The organism is Micromonospora sp. NPDC003197 (assembly GCF_053590565.1).
Genome location: NZ_JBSFTE010000021.1, coordinates 13,480 through 34,002, shown reverse-complemented (window position 1 = coordinate 34,002; position 20,523 = coordinate 13,480). Strand labels below are relative to the sequence as shown.

At 68.6% G+C, this 20,523-nt stretch carries 17 protein-coding genes and 1 pseudogene; 7 read left to right on the top strand and 11 right to left on the bottom strand.

Translation table 11 applies throughout. From position 1 onward, the window contains the following. The first annotated feature begins 131 nt into the window (after positions 1–131). Positions 132–1,010 carry an alpha/beta fold hydrolase gene (locus ACWDV4_RS21720; protein WP_449981599.1) on the top strand — a complete coding sequence of 293 codons (879 nt, stop codon included), beginning with the start codon at positions 132–134 and terminating at the stop codon, positions 1,008–1,010. 31 nt (positions 1,011–1,041) lie between these two features. On the opposite strand, the gene ACWDV4_RS21715 is transcribed toward ACWDV4_RS21720, so the two are convergent. The 8 genes from ACWDV4_RS21715 to ACWDV4_RS21680 form a co-directional block, all read right to left on the bottom strand. Next, the gene (locus ACWDV4_RS21715) at positions 1,042–2,019 is read right to left on the bottom strand and encodes an acetylxylan esterase (RefSeq protein WP_449981598.1); all 978 of its coding nucleotides are present in this window, start codon (positions 2,017–2,019) and stop codon (positions 1,042–1,044) included. 25 nt (positions 2,020–2,044) lie between these two features. Then, positions 2,045–2,752 carry an N-acetylmannosamine-6-phosphate 2-epimerase gene (locus ACWDV4_RS21710; RefSeq protein ID WP_449981596.1) on the bottom strand — a complete coding sequence of 236 codons (708 nt, stop codon included), beginning with the start codon at positions 2,750–2,752 and terminating at the stop codon, positions 2,045–2,047. Beyond that, positions 2,749–3,699 (bottom strand): ROK family protein, encoded by a 951-nt coding sequence (locus tag ACWDV4_RS21705; protein WP_449981594.1) that lies wholly within the window; start codon positions 3,697–3,699, stop codon positions 2,749–2,751. Before ACWDV4_RS21705 ends, ACWDV4_RS21710 begins: the two co-directional genes overlap by 4 nt. 2 nt (positions 3,700–3,701) lie before the next feature. Further along, complete coding sequence (locus ACWDV4_RS21700; protein WP_449981592.1) at positions 3,702–4,637, bottom strand: dihydrodipicolinate synthase family protein; 936 nt, start codon at positions 4,635–4,637, stop codon at positions 3,702–3,704. Then, entirely contained in the window at positions 4,634–5,731 is a 1,098-nt protein-coding gene (locus ACWDV4_RS21695) for an oligopeptide/dipeptide ABC transporter ATP-binding protein (RefSeq protein ID WP_449981590.1), read from the bottom strand. The genes ACWDV4_RS21700 and ACWDV4_RS21695 overlap by 4 nt, the downstream gene beginning before the upstream one ends. Further along, positions 5,728–7,686, bottom strand: a complete 1,959-nt coding sequence (locus ACWDV4_RS21690) for a dipeptide/oligopeptide/nickel ABC transporter permease/ATP-binding protein (protein ID WP_449981588.1) — start codon at positions 7,684–7,686, stop codon at positions 5,728–5,730. The genes ACWDV4_RS21695 and ACWDV4_RS21690 overlap by 4 nt, the downstream gene beginning before the upstream one ends. Continuing rightward, positions 7,686–8,642: an ABC transporter permease gene (locus ACWDV4_RS21685; protein WP_449981586.1), complete on the bottom strand. Its 957-nt coding sequence runs from the start codon at positions 8,640–8,642 to the stop codon at positions 7,686–7,688. The genes ACWDV4_RS21690 and ACWDV4_RS21685 overlap by 1 nt, the downstream gene beginning before the upstream one ends. 107 nt (positions 8,643–8,749) lie before the next feature. Further along, positions 8,750–10,378, bottom strand: coding sequence for an ABC transporter substrate-binding protein (locus ACWDV4_RS21680; RefSeq protein ID WP_449981585.1), 1,629 nt, complete (start codon positions 10,376–10,378; stop codon positions 8,750–8,752). 140 nt (positions 10,379–10,518) lie between these two features. Between ACWDV4_RS21680 and ACWDV4_RS21675 the strand changes: the two genes are divergently transcribed. Further along, positions 10,519–11,250, top strand: coding sequence for a FadR/GntR family transcriptional regulator (locus ACWDV4_RS21675; protein ID WP_449981583.1), 732 nt, complete (start codon positions 10,519–10,521; stop codon positions 11,248–11,250). 63 nt (positions 11,251–11,313) lie between these two features. Here ACWDV4_RS21675 and ACWDV4_RS21670 read toward each other — a convergent pair whose 3' ends face one another. From ACWDV4_RS21670 to ACWDV4_RS21660, 3 genes are all read right to left on the bottom strand, one after another. Then, positions 11,314–11,847 carry a hypothetical protein gene (locus ACWDV4_RS21670; protein ID WP_449981581.1) on the bottom strand — a complete coding sequence of 178 codons (534 nt, stop codon included), beginning with the start codon at positions 11,845–11,847 and terminating at the stop codon, positions 11,314–11,316. A gap of 140 nt (positions 11,848–11,987) precedes the next feature. Beyond that, positions 11,988–14,429, bottom strand: coding sequence for a hypothetical protein (locus ACWDV4_RS21665; protein ID WP_449981579.1), 2,442 nt, complete (start codon positions 14,427–14,429; stop codon positions 11,988–11,990). 107 nt (positions 14,430–14,536) lie between these two features. Next, entirely contained in the window at positions 14,537–15,268 is a 732-nt protein-coding gene (locus ACWDV4_RS21660) for a hypothetical protein (protein ID WP_449981577.1), read from the bottom strand. On the opposite strand from ACWDV4_RS21660, the gene ACWDV4_RS21655 reads away from it, so the two are divergent. From ACWDV4_RS21655 to ACWDV4_RS21635, 5 genes and pseudogenes are all read left to right on the top strand, one after another. Continuing rightward, entirely contained in the window at positions 15,258–15,842 is a 585-nt protein-coding gene (locus ACWDV4_RS21655; RefSeq protein ID WP_449981575.1) for a hypothetical protein, read from the top strand. The two genes, ACWDV4_RS21660 and ACWDV4_RS21655, sit on opposite strands and share 11 nt — an antisense overlap. A 452-nt stretch (positions 15,843–16,294) precedes the next feature. Further along, positions 16,295–16,411, top strand: a pseudogene (locus ACWDV4_RS21650) (hypothetical protein); the annotation flags it as partial. 24 nt (positions 16,412–16,435) lie between these two features. Further along, entirely contained in the window at positions 16,436–17,788 is a 1,353-nt protein-coding gene (locus tag ACWDV4_RS21645; RefSeq protein ID WP_449981719.1) for a sigma-70 family RNA polymerase sigma factor, read from the top strand. Positions 17,789–17,876: 88 nt separating this feature from the next. Further along, complete coding sequence (locus ACWDV4_RS21640) at positions 17,877–19,481, top strand: S8 family serine peptidase (RefSeq protein ID WP_449981573.1); 1,605 nt, start codon at positions 17,877–17,879, stop codon at positions 19,479–19,481. 204 nt (positions 19,482–19,685) lie between these two features. Then, entirely contained in the window at positions 19,686–20,513 is an 828-nt protein-coding gene (locus tag ACWDV4_RS21635) for a zf-HC2 domain-containing protein (RefSeq protein WP_449981571.1), read from the top strand. The last annotated feature ends 10 nt before the right edge of the window (positions 20,514–20,523 follow it).

The window sequence follows — 20,523 nt, the reverse complement described above, 5'->3', positions numbered from 1 at the left end:
GACGGCAGCTCGCAAGCACTCGCTGGACGACAGTCTGCCTCCGGGCACTCATCCGCTGCTGATCCGTTGCTCATCGCCGCTGGCCAGGCTGGGTGTCGTACGCGAAGACCCGATCCGAGCGAGAGGTTCCCATGACCACCAAGATCAGCGGATTCGACTACCAGCGGGTTCCCGTCGCCGACGGCGTGGCGCTCAACGCAGCGGTAGGCGGATCCGGCAGCCCGATCGTGCTGCTGCACGGCTTCCCGCAGACCCACCTCATGTGGCGACATGTCGCCGCCGACCTCGCCGCCGATCACACCGTGATCTGCCCCGACCTGCGCGGCTACGGCGACAGCGACAAGCCCGCCGACCCCGACGGTACGGCGTACGCCAAGCGCACCATGGCCGCCGACATCGTCTCGTTGGCCCGGCACCTGGGACACGAACGGTTCGCCCTGGCCGGACACGACCGGGGTGCTCTGGTCGCGGTCCGCGCCGGTCTGGACCATCCGCAGACGATCACTCATCTGGCCGCGCTCGACGTGCTGCCGACCCTCGACACGTGGAACGTCATGCACGGGGCCAGCGCCGCCGTCGGCTTCCACCTCTACCTGATGGCGCAGCCGCCCGGCCTGCCGGAGCAGTTGATCAGCGCCAGCGCGGACGCGTTCTTCGGCCACTTCCTCGACATCTGGACCCAGAACCCGGACGCCATTCCGGCCGACGTACGGGACGCGTACCTGACAGCCTCCCGTAACGCCGTACCCTCCATCGTCGCCGACTACCGGGCCACCGCCGGTATCGACATCGAGCACGATCAGGCAGACCGGGCCGCCGGAACCCAGCTGCGGATGCCGGTTGCCGTACTACAGCAGGACTGGGGGGCGGCCCTCGGCTACGACGCGGCCGAGGTGTGGCGGGCGTGGGCCCCGGAGCTGGAACACCGTACGGTCAGTTGCGGTCACTTCATGGCCGAGGAGGCTCCCGCCGAGGTGGTGAAGGCGCTGCGCGCGCTCTTGGCCAGGTAGCTCCGGGCCAGGTAGCTCCGGGCGTACCCGGCTACCGGGGGCTGCCCACGTCGAGGGTCCTGCGTAGCCAGGCAAGCTGCTCAACCTGATGGTCGGCTTCGCCGCCCTCGTGGTCGTTGAACTCGTACACCCGCAACTCCTTCTCGCCGCCGTAACGGTGGTAGGCGGCGAAGCAGGTCGATGGCGGGCAGACGGCGTCCATCATCGCGATGGAGACGAGCGCGGGGGCGGTGGCCCGAGGCGCGAGCACCGCGGCGTCGAAGTAGGACAGGGTGTGGAACACCTGACTGCCCCGGTCCCGATGCAGCTTGAGGTATTCGACGATCTCGCCGTACGGGCCCCGGCCGGCGACCTGGGTCCCCCGCCGGAAGTCACACAGGAAGGGCACGTCGGGCATGGCCGCCGCAACGCCGGGACACAGCGCGGCCACCGCCAGCGTAAGACCCCCGCCCTGGCTGATGCCGGTGACCGCGACCCGATCGGCATCAACGGCCGGATGCTCCCGGGCGGCCTGGGCGAACCGTACGGCATCCGTGATCACCCGACGGTAGTAGAACTCGTCCGGGTCGGTGATGCCCCGGGTGAGGAAGCCCGGGACGGTGCCCGCCGGGTACGGGTGCGGGTCCGGGGTGCTGCCGGAGGCAGCGCTCCAGCCCTGACCACGGGTGTCCATGATCAGATGGGCGAAGCCGGCCGCCGCCCAGAACAGCTTCTCGTGCGGTCGACCCCGGCCCCGGCCGTACCCCAGGTATTCGACGACGCAGGGCAGTGGCTCCTCGGCCTGCGCGGGCAGGTGCAGCCAGCCGTGTACGGGTTCACCCGCATACCCGGCGATGGTGACCGCGAAGGTACGGATCTGGGTGAGGCCGGTGTCGACCGGCTCGTACGTCGCCTGACCGGGCTGGTCGGCGGTGAGCGTGCGCGCCCAGAAGTCGTCCAGGTCGGCAGGGACCGTCAGGTCGGGCCGGTACGCCCAGCACTGGTCCAGGGTGAGATCGGTCAGAGCCACGGCATGGCCTCCTACTACGTACCGGTCACGCCTCTGCCGCTGCGGCGTCGGCAACGGCGGCGTCGTTGATGGCGGTGGCGAACCAGCTGGTGATGGTGGTGGGGTGGGTGATGGCGGTGCCGACCACCACGGACCAGGCACCGGCGTGCAGGGCCTGCGCGGCCTGCGCCGGGGTGTGCACCCGCCCCTCGGCGATCACCGGAACGTCGACCGCTGCCGCCAGCCGTGCCACCAGGTCCAGGTCCGGGCCGTCACCCTTGCTGGTGTAGGCGGTGTAACCGGCCAGCGTGGTGCCGACCAGGTCCGCGCCCGCACGGGCCGCGATGATCCCCTCGTCGAGGGTGGAGCAGTCGGCCATGACCAGGGCACCGGTCTGCTCGTGTACGGCGGCGATAGTTTCGGCGAGGGTCCGACCATCGGGCCGGGGCCGAGAGGTGCCGTCAAGCGCCACGATGTGCGCGCCGGCCCGCGCCACGGCTATGGCATGGTCGATGGTCGGGGTGATGAAGACGTCGTCGTCGCCGTCCTTCCAGAGCCCGATCAGCGGCAGGTCGACCGCGTCGCGGATCGCGGCGATGTCTTCGAGCCCCTGGGCGCGGATGCCAGCGGCTCCGCCCCGGACGGTGGCCAGGGCCACCCGGCGCATCGTGTCCGGGTCGCGCATCGGTTCACCCGGGTACGCCTGGCACGACACCACCAGCCGGTGCCGAAACTGCGCGATCAGTGGATTCATGACTCGACCTCCCAGGCGAGCGAGGCGGCCCCGAGGACCGGGGCATCCGAACCGAGGTCGGAGGCCAGGACGGGGACGGCGTCCAAACCGGGCAACGTCTCCTGCCGCACCGCGTCCCGCAGTGCCTGCCACCAGCGCTCGCCGAGGCCGGTGACCCCGCCCCCGATCACGACGACATCGGGATCGAGCAGGTTGACCAGCCCGCCGACCGCCGAGCCGACGGCAGTCCCGCCCAGCCGGACCACCTCGCTGGCCGCCTCGTCGCCAGCTGCGGCAAGGGTGGCCACGGACCGTAGGTCTTCGACCGGCTGCCCGGTTCGCCGCGCGTACTCCTCGACCAGGCTCGGCCCGGCCGCGATCGCTTCGAGGTGTCCCCGGCCGCCGCAGGTGCAGGGCAGCGACCCGGCGTACGGGGAGGGCTGGTGACCGGCGTGACCGGCTGCGGAGTGGGCACCGGCGAGCACGGTGCCGCCGATGACGAACGAGGCACCGATGCCGGTGCCGACCGCGAGGTAGAGCACGGTCTCGCGTCCGGCGGCGACCCCGTACCGGGCTTCACCGAGGGCGTGCGCGTGCACGTCGTTGATGACCGTGACCGGTAGCCCCACTGCCTGGTGCAGGCTCCCACGCAGGTCGGTGCCGGCCCAGCCGGCCAGTACGTCGGTGGCCGAGAGCACCCGGCCGGTCGTACGGTCGATCACCCCGGCGCTGCCGACGCCGAGCGCCCGGATGGCTGCTCCCGCCGACCTCGCCCGCAACTGTTCGACCAGGCCGGCGGCGGTGTCCAGGACAGCGGATGCGCCGGCCCGGCCGGGGGTCGCGGCGGTGAGCCGGTCGACGATCTCCCCCTGCCTCGTCACCAGGGCGGCTGCCGTCTTGGTGCCACCGATGTCGAGCGCCGCGACCAGCTCAGTGGTAGCAGCTCGGGGCGTGCTTGCCTCGGGCATGGTCAGAGCAGCCCCGCCAGTTCCAGGTGGGTACGCACGCGGGCCGTCTCGTCGGCGTCGAGCGGACGCAGCGGCAGGGAGACCGCGTTGCTGTCGATGACGCCGAGCAGGGCGAGGGCGGTCTTGAACGCGCCGACGCCCCGGGTCGCGCCGGCCGACGTGGCGGGGTCGGCGGCGTCGACGATCCGGAACAGCCGGGTGAGGCGGTCCTGCTCGCGACGGGCGGTGTCCCAGTCGCCGTCGACGCAGGCCCGATGCAGCCGTACGTAGCCGGCCGGGTCCACATTGCCCAGTCCGGGGACCGAGCCGGAGGCTCCGGCCAGCATCATCGCGTCGACCACCACTTCGTGCCCGGTCAGCAGGCTGAACCCGGTGTTCGGGGCGCGTTCGGCGACGGAGAGCACCAGCTGCCGGAAGGCGACGTCGTCTCCGCTGGAGTCCTTGACGCCGGCGAGGAGCCCTTCCTCGGCGAGCCGGGTGAGCAGGTCGCCGGAGAGCTTGGTGTGTACGCAGACCGGGATGTCGTACGCGAGCAGCGGCAGCTCGACCGATGCGGCGATCGACCGGAAGTGTCGCTCGACCTCGTGCGGGCCGACGATGGCGTAGAAGGGGGCGGTCACCACCAGCCCGTCGGCCCCCAGCCGGGTCGACGCCTCGGCCCGGTCCAGCACCCGCCGGGTGGTCGGCTCGATGCAGCCCGCGATGACCGGTACGGCTCCCCCGACGGTCTTCACGATGGTTTCGAGAGCCAGGTCCCGCTGCCGGTCGGTGAGAAAGACGGTCTCCCCGGAACTGCCGAGCGCGAAGATCCCGTTGACGCCAGCGTCGAGCATCCGCTCAACGAGCCGTTCGAGGGAGCTGACGTCGACCTCGCCCTCCTCGGTCAGGGGGGTGACGGTCGGCGGCACGACTCCGGCGAACCGGGCAGGGGTGGTCACGCTATCTCCTCGACATGTTGGGGGGTGGTACGGCCGGTCGCCGCGCTGGCGAGTGCGACCAGCTCCGCGTTGCTGGTCCCGGCGGGAACCGGGTGGTAGCACCGGAACTCGTGGTGGTCGCCGCCGTCGGCGTTGGCGCGCTGGACCGGCGGCAGCTCGGTGGCGCACTGGTCGGTGGCGTTCCAGCAGCGGGTCCGGAACGGGCATCCGCTGGGCGGATTGACGGCGGACGGGACCGGGCCGACCAGCGGGATCGGGTCGATCGGCGAGAGCAGCCCCGGCGTGGCGGAGAAGAGCGCCCGGGTGTACGGATGCCGTGCCCCCTCGGGGAGCAGGGCGGCCGGTGCCTGCTCGACGATCCGGCCGAGATACATGGTGACCACCCGGTCACTGATCCGCTTGACGGTCTGGATGTCGTGCGAGACGAAGACCATGGCCAGCCCGAGCCGGTCCTTGAGGTCCAGGAGCAGGTTGAGGATCTGGGCCCGGACCGAGACGTCGAGGGCGCTGGTGGGTTCGTCGGCGATGACCAGCCCCGGTTCCAGGGCCAGGGCGCGGGCGATGGACACCCGCTGGCGCTGGCCGCCGGAGAGTTGACTCGGCAGGACGTCGGCGACCGAGCGGGGCAGCCCCACCAGGGCCATCAGTTCCGCGACCCGTTCTTCCCGCTGCCGGCGGGTACCCCGACTGTGTACGTCGAGCGGGTCGCGCAGGATCTCGCGTACCGGCATGCGGCGGTTCAGTGAGGTGGCGGGGTCCTGGAAGATCATGCCGACGCCCGCGCCGATGTGCCGGCGGCGTTCCGCCGCGCTCATCGACCACACGTCCTGCCCAGCGAAGGCGACCGTGCCGCTGGTCGGCCGCTGGAGGCCGACCAGCACCTTGGCCAGGGTGGACTTTCCGCACCCGGACTCGCCGACGATGCCCACCGTCTCGCCAGGACGGATGGCCAGGTCCGCGCCGGTCAGGGCGTGCACCCGGGCCCGGTTGAACAGGCCGCTGCTGCGGGTACGGTGCAGCACGTACACGTCGTCCAGCTCGACGATCGGCTTACCCGGCACGGCAGTCGGTGCAGACAGGGATGTCGTGCTCATCGGGCCAGCTCCTTGTCGTCGACGGTGACGGCCGGGTGGTGGCAGGCGAACCCGTGTTCGGCGGTGCCGGTCAGCTGAGGAACGGTGTCCCGACATACCTCGGTCGCCATTGGGCACCGGTCGGAGAAGCGGCAGCCGGCCGGGAAGTCCGCCGGTGCTGGCACGACACCACGGATCTGGGTGAGCCGCTCGGCACCGGCCTCCAGGGAGAGGACGGATCCGAGCAGGCCCCGGGCGTAGTGGTGCGCCGGGGCCTCGATCACGTCGGCGGTCACCCCGGTCTCCACGATCTGCCCGCCGTACATCACGACGACCCGGTCGGAGACGTCGCTGACCAGCGCGAGGTCGTGGCTGACCAGGATCAGGGCGAAGCCCAGCTCGTCACGCAGCCGCAGCAGCAGCTCCATCACCTGCGCCTGGACCGTGACGTCGAGCGCGGTGGTCGGCTCGTCGGCGATGATCAGGCGCGGGTCGCGGGACAGCGCCATGGCGATCACCACTCGTTGCCGCTGCCCACCGGAGAGTTCGTGCGGGTACGCCCCCAGCGTGCGCCGGGGGTCCAGACCCACCAGTTGCATCAGTTCCTCGGCGGACCGGGTGCCGCCCCGACGGATCATCTGCGCCAGCTGGGTGCCGACGCGTAGTGCGGGGTTCAACGCCGAGAGCGCGTCCTGGTAGACCATGGCGATCTCCCGCCCCATCAGGGCGCGCCGACGCTTCATACTCATCGTCAGCAGGTCCGCGCCCTGGAAGCGGATCTCTCCGCGTACCCGCGCCCCCTGCGGCAGCAGGCCCATGACGGCCAGCGCGGTCAGCGACTTGCCCGAGCCGGACTCGCCGACGAGACCGAGCACCTCACCGGGACGAACGTCGAAGCTGAGGCCGTCGACGATGTCGACGCCCTGGTGACGTCCTTCGAACCCGATCGACAGGTCCTGGACCGTCAGGACCGGCTCGCCCTGCGGGAGGGGACGTGCCCGCTCCCGCAGTCGCTGGGCCGCGGTGTCGAGACCGGGCAGCGGTACGACCTCGCCGGAGCCGGCCAGCGCCGGCTCGGCCACGTCGCTGGCCGGCTTGCTGGTGGCCCGGCGGGCCGCCGGGGCGGCCCAGGCGTCGGACATGCCCTCGGAGAGTACGTTCAGCGCGAGCACGGTCAGCAGGATCAGCAGGCCGGGGAAGAAGGTGGCCCACCAGCCACCGATCTGCACCATCTCCTTGCCGTACGCGATCACCGAGCCCCACGAGGACTCCGCCTCCTGTGGTGCCAACCCGCCACCGATGAAGGAGAGGGATGCCTCGAAGACGATCGCGTCGGCGACCATGACGGTGACGAAGACCAGGATCGGCGCGGCGCAGTTGCGCAGCACGTGCCGCCAGAGGATGTGCGGTCGCCGGGCCCCGATGATCCGCTCGGCGGCCACGTAGTCCTCGCGGTACTGCGAGAGCACGTTGGCGCGGACGATGCGGGCGATGGAGGGGGTGAAGACGAAGCCGATCGCGAGCACCAGGACCAGCAGGCTGTTCTTCCCGAACGAGATGATCAGCAGGGCGGAGAGCACGATGGCGGGGAAGGCCATGATGACGTCGAGGCAGCGCATCACCACCTCGTCCACGGCGGTCCGGCTGGTGCCCGCCACCGCACCGAGGATCCCCCCGACGACCAGGGCGATGGCGGCGGCACCGAACCCGACGATCAGGGAACGCTGGGTGCCGGCCACCAGACGGGAGAAGACGTCCCGCCCGAGCTTGTCCAGACCGAACCAGAAGTCACCGTTCGGGCCGGTGAGTGCCGGCCCCAGTCCGGCCTGCGCGGGGTCGTACCGGAGCAGGACCGGGGCGAAGAGGCCCACCAGGACGATGAGCAGGACGAAGCCGAGCGCGACCCGGGCGGCGAGGCTGAGCCGTTTGAAGGCGACGCCGGGGCGCGAGAGCTGGGCGGTGAGCGTCCGGCGCATCAGTGGCCTCCGCGCAGTCGAGGGTTGGCGAAGAGGTAGAGGATGTCGACGATCAGGTTCACCACGACGAACCCGAGGGCGATCGTCAGGACGGTCCCCTGCGCGAGTGCGGTGTCGTTCTGCTGCACCGCGCTCATGATCTGGGTGCCCATCCCGGGCAGCGAGAAGATGGCCTCGATGACGACCGTGCCGCCGATCAGGTAGCCGATCCGCAGGCCCAGTGCGGTGAGCGGGTTGACCAGCGCGTTGCGCAGCACGTTACGTCCGATCACCACGCGCGGCGGCAGGCCGGCGCCGATGGCGGTACGGACGTAGTCCTTGTCGAGTTCCTCGACCATGGACGTCCGCACGATCCGGGCGAGCGAACACCCCACCGGTATGGCGAGCGCGAGCGCGGGCATGGCGAGGGACTGGAACCAGAGCGAGACCGAGTCGGCCGGGTTGACGTACCCGCCGGTCGGGAAGATCGGTCGCCGGACCGCGAACTCCTGGATGAACAGGAGGGCCAGCCAGAAGGACGGGGTGGCGATGCCGGCCATGGAGACGAACCGGATGACCTGGTCGGGCCAGCGGTCCCGGTACAGGGCGGCCGGAATGCCGAGGGCCAGCGCGATGACCAGCGCGCCGAGCACACCCAGCAACGTCAGCTGGATCGTCAGGGGCAGCGCGGTGGCGATCTTCTCGGCGACCGGCACCGAGGGCGGGAAGGTCATGCCCAGGTCGCCGCGGACCAGGTCGCCCAGGAAGTTCAGGTAGCGCAGTGGCAGCGGGTCGTTGAGGCCGTTGGCGGCCTTGAACGCCTCGATCTGCGCGGGGGTTGCCTGGTCCCCGAGTACGGACAGCGCCGGATCGATCGGGGAGAACTGCATGATCACGAAGACGAAGAGCGTGATCCCCAGCACCAGGGGGATCAGGGTCAGTAGTCGTCGCGCGACCAGGTTCAGGACGGTCAGCATCGTGTCTCTCTCTCGTCGGGAGGCACCGGGTGTCCCGCCCTACCCCGGGGTGACCGGGGCAGGGCGGGACGTTGGGGGGAGCGGGGTCCGGGCCCCCGATTTCGGGCTCAGCTGCTGCGGCTGCTGCCCAGGAAGTACAGGCCGGTGGTCGCGGCACCGGAGAAACCGGTGACCTTGGCCGGGTCGTAGGCCGTGACGACCTTGGTGTGCAGGATCGGGTAGAGCGGGACCTGGTCGGCCACCATGTCGAGGGCCTGCTTCCACAGGGCCTTGCGGGTCGCCTCGTCGGAGGTCTGGGCCGCCTTGTCGAGCAGGTCGGCCATGGCCTTGCGATCCGCGTCGGACCAGCGGTAACGGTCTCCCGGCCAGGTCTCGCCGTAGTAGTACCAGCGCATCAGCAGGTCGGTGTCGGTGCCGAAGACGCTCGGGTCACCGGTGGCCATCAACACCCGGAAGGTGTCCTTCGGAACGAGGTCGCCGTAGACAGCCGAGGAGGGCACCGTGTTGAGGGTGGCGTTGACGCCGATCTTCTTCCACTGCTCGATGACCAGCGGGGCGACGTCCTTCACGACCGAGTTGTCGGTGGTGTCGAGCTGGAACGACAGGTTCGTGACCCCGGCCTCCTGGAGCAGGGCCTTGGCCTTGTCGATGTTGTGGTCGTAGACCGTCGCGGCCTTCTGGTAGTCCTTGTTGCCCTCGTCGAGGTAGCTGGTCGCCGCGCTGCCGTACCCGTTGAGCGCCGTCTTGATGACCGCGTCCTTGTCGATGGCGTAGTGCAGCGCCTGCCGTACCCGCTTGTCGCTGAACGGCTTCGCCTCCGTGTTGAACATGAGGAAGACCTGGTTGAAGGCCTGCTTCACGTCGACGGTGTACTTGTCCTTGAGCGAGTCGACGTTGAGGTACGGCACCGACTCGATGGCCTGGACCCGACCACCCTGCAGGTCAGACACCCGGGCTGCGGCCTCCGACGTGGTGTTCCACGTCATCGTGTCGACCTTGGCCGCCCGGGGGCCGTTGTAGTTCTCGTTCCGGCTCAGCTTGATGCCGGACTCCTTCGACGCGCTGTCCAGCTTGAAGGGGCCGGAGCCGATCGGGGCCGTGTCGAAGGCCTTCGCGGCGGCGGCGTCGCCGGTCTTCGCCTTGGGGACGATCTTGATGACCGAGATGCGCTCGGAGAAGAGGGCAAACGGGTACTTCAGCTTGAACTCGGTCGTCGTCGCGTCCTTGGCGGTGACCGAGTCGATGAACGGGATGAAGCCCTGCATCAGCGGCGGCGCCGCCGGGTCCGCCGGCTTCAGCACCCGGTTGAAGGACCAGGCGACGTCCTCGGCCGTGACCGGGGTGCCGTCGGAGAACTTGGCACCGTCACGCAGCGTCACGGTTTGCGTGAGCCCGTCAGCGCTGGCCACCGGGTCGGCCTTGGCCAGCGCCAGGTACGGCTCGCGAGTGATCGGGTCGAGGTCGATGAGACCTTCGGAGATGTGCTGGTTGACCGCTGTCGCCACCGCCGACGAGGCGTTGGCGGGGTCGAACCCGCTGGAGAGGGTGAACGCCATCGTCGCCTCGATCGACGTCTTCCCGTCCTTGCCGCCGCCGACGGCGTTGGTCGAGGCGGGGCCGCCACTGCACGCCGCCAGCCCCAGCGCCACGGTCGTGGCGGTAGCCATCATGGCCAGCGAGCGAGTCCGGCGCGACGCGCCGATTCGCCGCACTGCCCGCTTATGGGTGGTGCTCACGTAACTGCCTCCATAGGCTCTTCATGCGCTCCGCGTGACCGCTCAGCGCTGCGGGGGTCCGAGTGTATGGGGTACGACGTCTGATGTCTGATGTCAGTACTCTGAGCGTGGCAGATCTGTCAAGGAAGGGCAAGGGCCAGATGACAACGATTGACGCGAGTCCGCTACGCGGGCAGGCGCGCCCAGGTCCCCGCCGGCAGGAGGTCGTAACGCGGATCAAGGAGTACGTTCTGCGCAATCGGCTCAAGCCGGGCGATTTGTTGCCCACCGAAACGGAACTGTGCGAAGCCGTGGGAGCAAGCCGCTCCAGCATCCGGGAGGCGGTGAAGATCCTCTCCGCCCTCGACATCGTTGAGGTACGTCACGGGCACGGCACCTTCGTCGGCCGCATGTCCCTCAATGCGCTCGTGGAGAGCCTGGCCTTCCGGGGCCTACTGAGCGGCGAAGAAGATCATCACGTACTGGGCCAGGTCGTGGACGTCCGGCAGACGCTCGAACAGGGGCTGGCCGCCCAGATCATCGAGGTCCTCGACGCCGACCACCGGTCCGAACTCGCCGATCTCGCCGACCAGATGGCCGAGCTGGCCGCCAAGGGCGAGGACTTCCTCGCGGTCGACCGGGAATTTCATCTGAAACTGATGGAGCCCCTGGGCAACGACCTGATCCTGCAGCTGACCGAGGCGTTCTGGCAGGTCCAGGCGATCGTCGCCCCGACCCTACGCACCGACCCCGAAGACCGGGCGATCACCGTCCAACGACATCGGGCCATCGTGGACGCCGTCATCGGCGGGGACCCGGCGGTGCTGCGGGACGCGTTGGCCGACCACTATGCACCCGTACGAGCGAGCCTCGCCCGTACCGTCCAGGGCTGAACTACACAAGTTCGCCGGGAGGCCTCATCGAGTCGTCCCGGCGAACACCAGCCGCTCAGTGGCTCACCGGATGCCTGCGGCATGGAGCTGTCGGGTGGCGGCACGGTCGATGCTGGTCCGCACCAACGAACCCCCCGGCGACACAAAGCCACCCCCTTCGAGCGCCCCAAACATCAGCACGAGGAAGAGCCCCGGCATAAGCACCGTTCTGATCAGCATTGCCCAGCACGCCGCGAAACCGACTCGACCACCGTCCTTGACCCGCACCAGTTGCGTGCCGGTGAAGAGCGCGCCGAGCGCGCGGCCATTGCCGTAGAACAGGCCGTACAGCACCGGCGCCCCGAACAGCACAGCAATCATCAGCAGGGCAAGGACACCGTTCGTCAGGCCCGCACTGCTGCCCACCAAGGCCACGACGACGATGCCCACCGCGACAGTCACCACGTACACCACAAAGTCGATGAGCCAGGTGAAGAACTGCGCCCAGCCACCGGGCCGGACGTACAGGATGCCGTTCTTGAACATCTCGACCCGGTCAGCGGTTTTGCGGCCGTACAAACGCTCCGTGTGCTGCTTGGCGATCTCCAGTCGGGTCAACGGCCGACCGGTTGCGGGGATTGTCATGGCGCTCTCCTGAGGTGATGTCGCCATAGTGTGTGTCAGATCCGGAACATGATCTCCAATCGGGTCCGCTGATGGCATGTTCTGGGGATAGCTCCCAAGTCCATCTAGGCGGGTTACTGGTGTCCCGGCTCGATCAGGCTCGACAACGGCAGGTCGATGTGTTTGGCCCGTTCCCGCCAGGTGCCCTCGTCTGCCACCAGTACCCGGTTGACGGTGGTCCGCTCGAAGGAGCGCCGGGGCAGCAGCAGCGCGACGCCGTTCGCCAGTAGCTCGGGCAGCCGGGATCGCACCGACGTGAAGCCGGCCAGTCCGGCCATGCTCGCGCTCACGTCGATGGCCCGGTTCGTACCGACGTGTAGTTGCACCAGGCGCTGTCCCGGCACCACCGATGGTCGGCGCTGATGGAGCGCCAGGTAGTCGCTGTCCAACGTGACCGGCGCTTCTGGGATGACGGCCCAGGCCCGGGCACCCCGGGTGGCGTGCGGCCAGCGCACCACCTCGTTCGGCAGACCCTCCGTTCCGTGTCGCGCTCCGGTGCAGCGCAGCGTCAGTGGTGTGCCCGGCAGCTCGTCGCACTGCTGCGGATGACCCGTCTCGTCGATCAGGTAGCCCGCCTGTAGGCGTGCCTGGTCGAGCCAACCCGCCGGTAGTAGAAAGGTGTCGGACGACGTGACCAGATGCCGCAGGTCTGCCGGAATGTCGATGCCAGTCTGGCTGAGGTCCACCGCGCCGCCGGCCTCGACCCGTAGGCAGATCAGATGGTGCTGCGGGTGGCTACGGGCCAGCCGCTCGCCGTCCAGGATGCCGAGAAGGAACAGTTCGGCGCCGGGTACCCCCTCCACCGCGGCCTGCTGCGGGGAGCACTCGCTGCTGATCCACAGCCTGATCGGTTCGGCGTTGACGCCTGGGCGCTCGGGCAGCCAGCGCACGCCGTGCGGTCGGGTGTTCCGGGCTGGATTGGCCAGCGCCGGCCGGGGACTGGCCTGGGGCAGCGCACCGGTATCGGGGGGCGGCAGCGGCATGACCGGCGCGGCCGCCGGTACCGGAACCGGCGTGGGGGCGTCCGGTCGCCTCGGAATCAACCAGCCGTCGTCGTTGCGCCAACGGGGTTCTACATCGCCTGGCGCGATCCTCGCCCACCGTGCGGGACGACGCTGCTCGTCGACTGTGCGGGCCAATCCCTGCTGGACCACCACCGTGTTGCCGGGCGTCAGGGTCCAGATCTCGACGCTCAGCTCGTCGGCGAGCACGGTCAGGTGTTCCCGAAGCCCAACAGCCCGTTCAGGGGCGACCTGGGTCAGCAACATCAGGTCCTCGCCCGCCCAACCGGCTTGGTCGAGGCGAGCCCGAAACTCTGTCACACCGACGGCGAGGTAGCTGTCGTCGGTGTAGCGCAGGGCCAGCCGCCCGTCCTCCAGGACGGTGAGGTCGAACAGGAACATCCCCGGCTCGCTGGAAAGCTGCGTGTACCGGTCGCGCAGCGCGTCCTCGCGGGCCTGGCCGACGCTGATCAACGCCACGTCTCCGACGGTCTCGGTCACTGGACCGCCCTGCGGCACCAACCGACCGTCCCGGTCGCTGAGAAAGCGTGCCGGCTCGGTCAGGCCCGGCGGCCGGTACTCCCGCCACTGGTCACCTCGGCCGTCCCGGTCACGAACGGCAAGATCGAGACAACCCTTCAGCAGTACGGCCATACCGCCGAGCGCAGGCGTCCAGATGCTGGCCCCGGTCGCCAGCGCCAACTCGCGCAACTGTTCGTCGAGCTGTTGCTGTTCGGCGTGACTGTCCGGCCAACGTAGCCACAGCCGCAGGTCGCCGCCGTAAAGATCGATCGAGGAAAGCGCCGCCGCCACATCTCGCCCGCCATGGACGGTCTGGGATGGCCCGGCCGTGCCAGCGTCGTACACGGAAAGCAGGAAGCCACCAGACCTGCTGGCCAGGGCCACGGTAACCAATTCGGGATGGCCCACGCCGAGTCGCGCGGCTGCCGCCCGTCGGACGACGAAATCCTCCCGGTTGGCGAACTCCAGCCCATCGGGCAGTGGGAGGGTCACCACTCCGGTACGGCTCAGAACCAGCCCACCGACCAAATCGAACCAGCCAGGCAGCGCGGTGCGCAGCGCGCTCGGCTGGATCAGTATCCAGTCCACGACGTTGCCGCTGGCCCGGTCGACCGGCATGGCCTCCACGGCTTCATCGGGCGTCGTACCGGCCGGGCAACGCAAGGTGGCACCTATCGGTGTGACCAGAATGTCGCAGCCCAGTTGGTCCGCGACGAGGCCAAGCAGCGACGCGTTGCGGGCGCCGTCGTCGACAAGGATGCGTAGATCGCTACCAACGACACCGGACGCCTGTGCGAGCTCGACCAGTTCGCCCACACCCAACGAAACACCGGGGTGGACCGGGTCGGCCAAGCCACCGTCCGCAGCCCGGACAAGCCGCAGGTCACACAGCCCGTCAACCGGAAGCGGAGAGTCCGCCGAGGCTTCCTGATCGCCAGACAGCTCGTTCGAGGCGTTCCTGGGCACACCGCTGGCTCGCAACGTTCCTCGCATTCCATCCGTCGGCTCTGGCCCCCCGACGGCCGATGCAACAATTTTGCGCGCATCCTTCGGACCCGGCTACCTCTGTTGGCCGATCAGTGCCGCCGGTGCGACCGGGGTCACTGCTTCGCCGACGCCACCGGTGCCGACTCGCCCAGCCGGAGTGACCACCGTGCGGCCGGGCCGTCTCCGATGACCACCGGAACGAGCTGCTCCCGTGACGGTCGCGCCGACCGAAGCAGCCGTCGCAGCGCGGGTACGTCGGCAGGCGCGCACACCAGCACCCGGATACCGCTCGCCGAACGGTCCGCTGCCAACTCCGCCACGGTCGCGATTCGCCGAGCCCCGGACGGCAGCGTCTCGCCAAGCACATCGCCGGCCACCACCACGTCCGTTCCAGCGCGGTGCAGTTGTGTGATCAGCGCACTTCCCTGCCGACGTACCGCAGCCGGATCACCGCCAATGGTGAACACGTCGGGAGCCAGTGCCAGGTCGACCCAGAGCCGGCGGTCCTCCTGCTCACCGAGCACCAACGGGACACTGGACGGCGGTGGGTCATCCTGCGGGCCGAGCCATCCGTGCGCGGCTCCCCATCGGACTGCCCGAGTGCCGATCAGCCGAACGGTCGCACGATCGGAGCCACAGGTCAGCTCTGCCTCGAGGATCGGAAACCCGCTGGGGCTCGACGAGACACCGCGCCCAACCGCGCCGATGTCCCGACCAGCGGCGAGCATCGGCAGCGAGAGCGCGGTCGGGGAAAACACTCGCCGCGAAGCGGCGGAGGTGACCTCCTCGCCCTCCGCGGGACCGGTTGTCGGTGTAGGCGGGGCAACCGGTGTCGTGGGCACCATCAGCGCGGATGTTGTTGCGGACGCCGACCTGGCAGGTAGCGGCGGCACCGGCAGCTTCTGTCCAGTGCTGGTGGTAACCGGGACCGCGGATGTCGATTGCCTGGCTTTCGCGGTAGGCGTCGCCGTCGTCTCTGTCGTGGCTTTCGCGGTAGGCGTCGCCGTTGCCACCATCGTGGATCCGGCTGCTGGTTCAGACTGCTGTGCCGGTACCGTCGCCGCCCGCCGGCTACGCGAACGCGTCGTCAGCGGACGCCAGAGCAACAGCAGGACGACCAGTGCGAACAGCGCGAGCCAGAGCCCGGTCGGCGACCAGATCTGCAACGGTGCTGTCGTCGAGCCGCCACCGGCGGCTAACTCCCCGGACGAACGCAGACTGCTGGTTGTGGCGCCTGCCGATGGAGACTCTTGCGCCGTGACCGGTGATACCACCGGCAACGGCCCACTCACCACGCCAGGCCCCTTGGCATCCTTGGGCAGTGCGAGGACCCACCCTGGCTCCACCGTGGTCGGCTTCGTCAGGCGTTGGCCGTCCGGCTGCAATCGACCTTCATTGATCTTGAAGATCTCCACGTAACGTCTGCCGTCACCCAAAGTGGCAGAAGCGATCGCGAAGAGGTATTCCCGCTGGCCATTCACCGGCGGCCCAACCACGTAGTACTTACCCGTTTCCTCCGCGGCTTGCGCCGGTACGGGTGCCGCCACCAGGAACAGGGCGGCAACAAGGCCGAACACTGCCATGAGTCGCGTCATCGTGTGATCGTCCTTCGCCGAGAAAATCGAGACCTTGACACCACAGCACCGACGAATCCGAGTTGGGCTTCAATCCGCCAGTCTTGAACCAGCGCCCGGCCCTCCTCGTTCAAGTGGTGTTCTCGCGAGCGATGGAGGCGAAATGCGGCAAATCTTCCTGTCTCCGGGCCATGTTGTCGAGGCCACCGGGTCGGCCGGCTGCCTTCGGCCCAGCCAATCGGAGGGCATCGCAATATTGACACATCGCACCGCGCGACCCCTCGGGTTACGCCCGGAATGAGTCCGCCCACCTGCCGTGCCCCTTCCATGCGGACCCTGGTCGGCTTTCTCGTTCTCGACCGGCTCTCCTACAGCGAACGTAGCGCTGTCCAGCTCCACTTGGATAGCTGCCCGTCCTGCCGGTCGGAACGAAACGACGTGGATCGTGTCGCTGCGGCGTTGGGACTGCTGACTGCCGAGGACATTCGCGGGCTCATTGCCGAGTTCGCCGTCGATTCGGCACCCGAACCATCCATCGCCGCAACGACGGAACACCTGTTCACCGCCCCAGGGGTGGAGCAGGAGCCACGTCCCGTCGATCGCCGTCGCCTGCCCCGCAGCGCAGAGGGTTTTCTGCCACCCCGCCCACCCACCGGCCCGCTGTCGCGGGGCCCGCACTCACACCGATCGCGACCGGGCCGCCGGCCGGTACGAGTGGCACTCCTGGCCATCGGGATGGCGATCATCATTGGCGCCGGCTCCCTCTTCGTACTGACCGACTCGACCAGGCACCCGTCGCCCAGCCCGGTAGTGGCGTTCGCGTCCGCTGAGGACATCATCTACGGCATTCATCTGACGGCAGTCATATATGGCGGCGAGGGAGGTGCCACGGTCCGGCTCACCACTGGTGGGCTGGGCGTACACACTCCCTGTCAACTGTTCGCTGTCACCACCGACGGTGCGGAACTGGTCCTTGGCCAGCTGACGTGCGGCGACGATGGCGGACAGTACGTGGGACCCGTCACCATCCCGGTCGACCAGCTCCGGTCGTTCATAATCAGGCAACTGGACGGTACCGTCATGGTGGAGGCCGACGTCATGTACGGCTCGCCCAGCGCATCGACAACCGCGTCGTCCCGGACAAGCAGCCTCGGCAAGGGACCACTTACTTTCAGGTCGGAAGAACTCCGTCCACTGGTGAATTTTGCCGCCGAAGCGTCCATCATCGTTCCCATGGATCCGACCATGGGGTACACGGCGCCTGAGGAGCTGACGCCTGCCTCCACAGAAGAGCGGGCGCTACGGCTCGCCTACCAGCAACACGGTCCGGTCCTGCTCAACTACCTGCTGCGACTGACCAATGGAAACCGTGGCATGGCAGAGGACATTGTGCAGGAAACGCTGGTGCGAGCCTGGAGCCATCCGGAGGCGCGCACCAACGACGGTCAGTGGAGCCGGGCCTGGCTGTTCACTGTGGCCCGACGTATCGCCATAGACCACATCAGAGCAGCGCAGCGTCGCCCTGCCGAGGTGCTCGACGAGCGAATCGAGGATCACAGAGGCCAGGACGACGACATCGAACGGCTGCTCAACGCCCAGGCGGTCCGTGAGGCGGTAGCTGGGCTACCCGAGCGCCTGCGCAGCGCTCTGATCGAAATCTACTTCCAGGAGCACTCGGCTGCCGAGGCGGCAGAGAACCTGGCTGTGCCCGTCGGCACGGTGAAGTCGCGCACGTTCTATGCGCTACGTGCCCTGCACAAGGCGCTGATCGAACGGGGTTTTACGTTTTGATCGGCACCGACCTTCGAGGCACCCCTGCGGTCGAGAGGGAACCATTCGTGACCAAGACGCAAGAAGACCAGGAATGGCCGGTGATCCGATGAGTGCCGGTCTCTGGCGTACGGCGCAGGTACGCCACGGCATCCTCGCTGCCCTGTTGGTGGCGTTGGGAATAGTTACGGCTGTTCCTGCCCCGGCTGCAGCGGCCGACGAATACGTCAAGTACTACACCGTCACGGCGGCGTACCAGGGCGCCCCGGAGAACCTGCGCGCGATCGCAATACGGTTCCTGGGCAACGCGAACCGTGGTACGGAAATCTTCAACCTGAACGTCGGGCGTACCCAGCCCGACGGTGCGGCCCTCTCCGACCCGACGGTGCTGCACGCCGGATGGCACCTCGTCCTCCCCTGGGACGCCGTCGGCACCGAAGTGCAGTACGGCCTGTTACCGAAAACCGCACCACAACCATCGCCTGGCCGTTCGTCCGGGACGAACCCAACGCCTGGCGCGACGAACTCCGCGTCTCCCGGGCCGCAACCCGGGGCGACCAGTGGAAGCCCATCACCCGGTGGTACGTCGTCGGCGAACGGCCGCAACTGCGTCAAGGCGATTGCGGCCAGTGATTCGTCCAACTGGGCGATGGTGCGGCTCGCTCCCGAACAGGCTTGGACGCGTAGTCGTGGCCGAGGACAACTGGTCGCGATCATCGACTCCGGGGTCGACGGCACTCTCACCCAACTGAGCGGGCGAGTCTCGGCCGGTGCGAACATCGTGACCGGCGGTCAGGGCAACACGGACTGTCTGGGGTCTGGTACGGCGATGGCAGGGCTCGTTGCCGCACAGCCGGCCAGCACCGGTGGTTTCGCCGGTGTCGCACCTGAGGCGGTTGTCATGCCGGTGCGGGTGGTAACGGACTCCCCCGAGGCGAGCGCGGCCAACCAGGCCACCGCGATTGAGGTGGCGGTCTCCGCAGGTGCGACCGTACTCGCCCTCGGGGGATACCTCGACCCCGACAATCCCACCGTCGCGCAGGCAATCAAGTCCGCCGTCGAGCAGGGCGTGGTCGTGGTGGCCGGAGCACCGGTGACCGGCACGACGAACGAGCGGGCAGACCTCCCCGACGAGGTCATCCGGGTTGCTGGGGTCGGTGTTGACGGCAAGGCCGTCGCGGAATACGTCGCCGGAGCGATCGACGTCGTGGCACCAGGCGTCAACGTGACCAGCATCGGCATCACTGGCACGAAGGGGTTCGTCGGCAGCGGCACCCAGTACGCCGTCGCACTGGTGGCTGGCGAGGCGGCTCTGGTGCGATCCGCGTACCCGGATCTCAGCCCCGCCCAGGTGGCAACCCGAATCAAGATGACCGCGGACTCGATGGGCGACGCCCAGCCGGACGGGCGGTACGGACACGGCATGATCAATCCGGCAACGTCGGTAACGAGGGAGCTGTCCGAGGAGGCACAGTCGACTGCCTCGGATGGTCGGCCTGCGGCGGATCCCGCTGGCACCAACGATGGCAAGGGCCTGCTGTTCCTCTTCCCGATACTCGCTGTGCTCGCCCTTGCCGCCCTGGTTACCTTCCGGATACGGCGCACCCTGGGGCAGAAGCGTGGTGGCGATGACGACGTAGCCGACGGAAGCGAGGAGGCTCCCGCCCCAGCGGCCGCGGGGCGGCCGGAGGAGGAGGAACCCAAATCCCGCTGACTATCGACATGCCGACTGGCTTGGCCAAGCTGACCTGGCCAAACTGGCGCGAATCTTCGAGAGCTGACTGTGCCGAGCCGGTGGCGCTTTGCTGGATGTTGCGAACTCCGGCTCGTGACTGAACCAATAAACTACGGCCACCCGTTCCTACGACATACGTCGATAGTCGTACGGCGGGTGAGGTGGATTGAGGACTGATGTGTCGTGGATGAGTCTGAGGACAACGAGCAGCATGTCCAGTCCTCGCTCGGCTTGTATCTGGCGGGGGCGGTATCGAGCGACGAACAAGCACGCATCGAGGAGCACCTGACCAACTGCGAAGTATGTCTGGGCGAGGCCGATGAGCTCAGTCAGGTGGTGGCTGCGCTGGCGCTGCTGACCGAGACGGATCGCCGGGAGCTGGTCGCGGAGTTCGGTACCCAAAATTCGCGGGACGCACTGGCGGATGCGGCAGGTTCTCCGTCCAGCAGCGCACCCGGAGTCGGGTCATCCTCACCCTCGCCCCGGCCATCGAACGCCTCAGGTCCACGACAGCAGCCGACGGCACAAACCGGACCGGGCCGTGGTGCGAGATCGCCTCGCCGCAGCCGCCCCCGCTCTCTGCTCGTCATCGCGGGGGTGGTGACGCTTCTGGTGCTTTCGATCGGTGCGCTGAGCTGGTCGACCCTTGACGAACCACAGCGCCCACCCAACGGCGTCACGCTCGTCGCTGACGCCGCTGACCGGTCTACCGGTGCCTCGCTGTCGGTTGTCGTCACCGACGATGGGCAGGACGACCGAGCCACTGTCCGCGCCACCGTCGCGGGTCTACGGCCAGGACACCGTTACCGGCTCTATGCGACCGATCGTGATGGTCAAATCTGGGAGCTGGCCGTACTGACGGGCCGTGATGGCACGCAGGATGTCGAGGCGAGCTGCCCGGTACCGCTCGACGCGCTGGCACGCTTCAGCGTCACGGGGGACGACGGTGCGCTAGCGGTGCAGGCGGACGTCAACGATCCTGCGTCGCCGTCGCCGTCAGCATCTCGCTGAGCCGACCCGG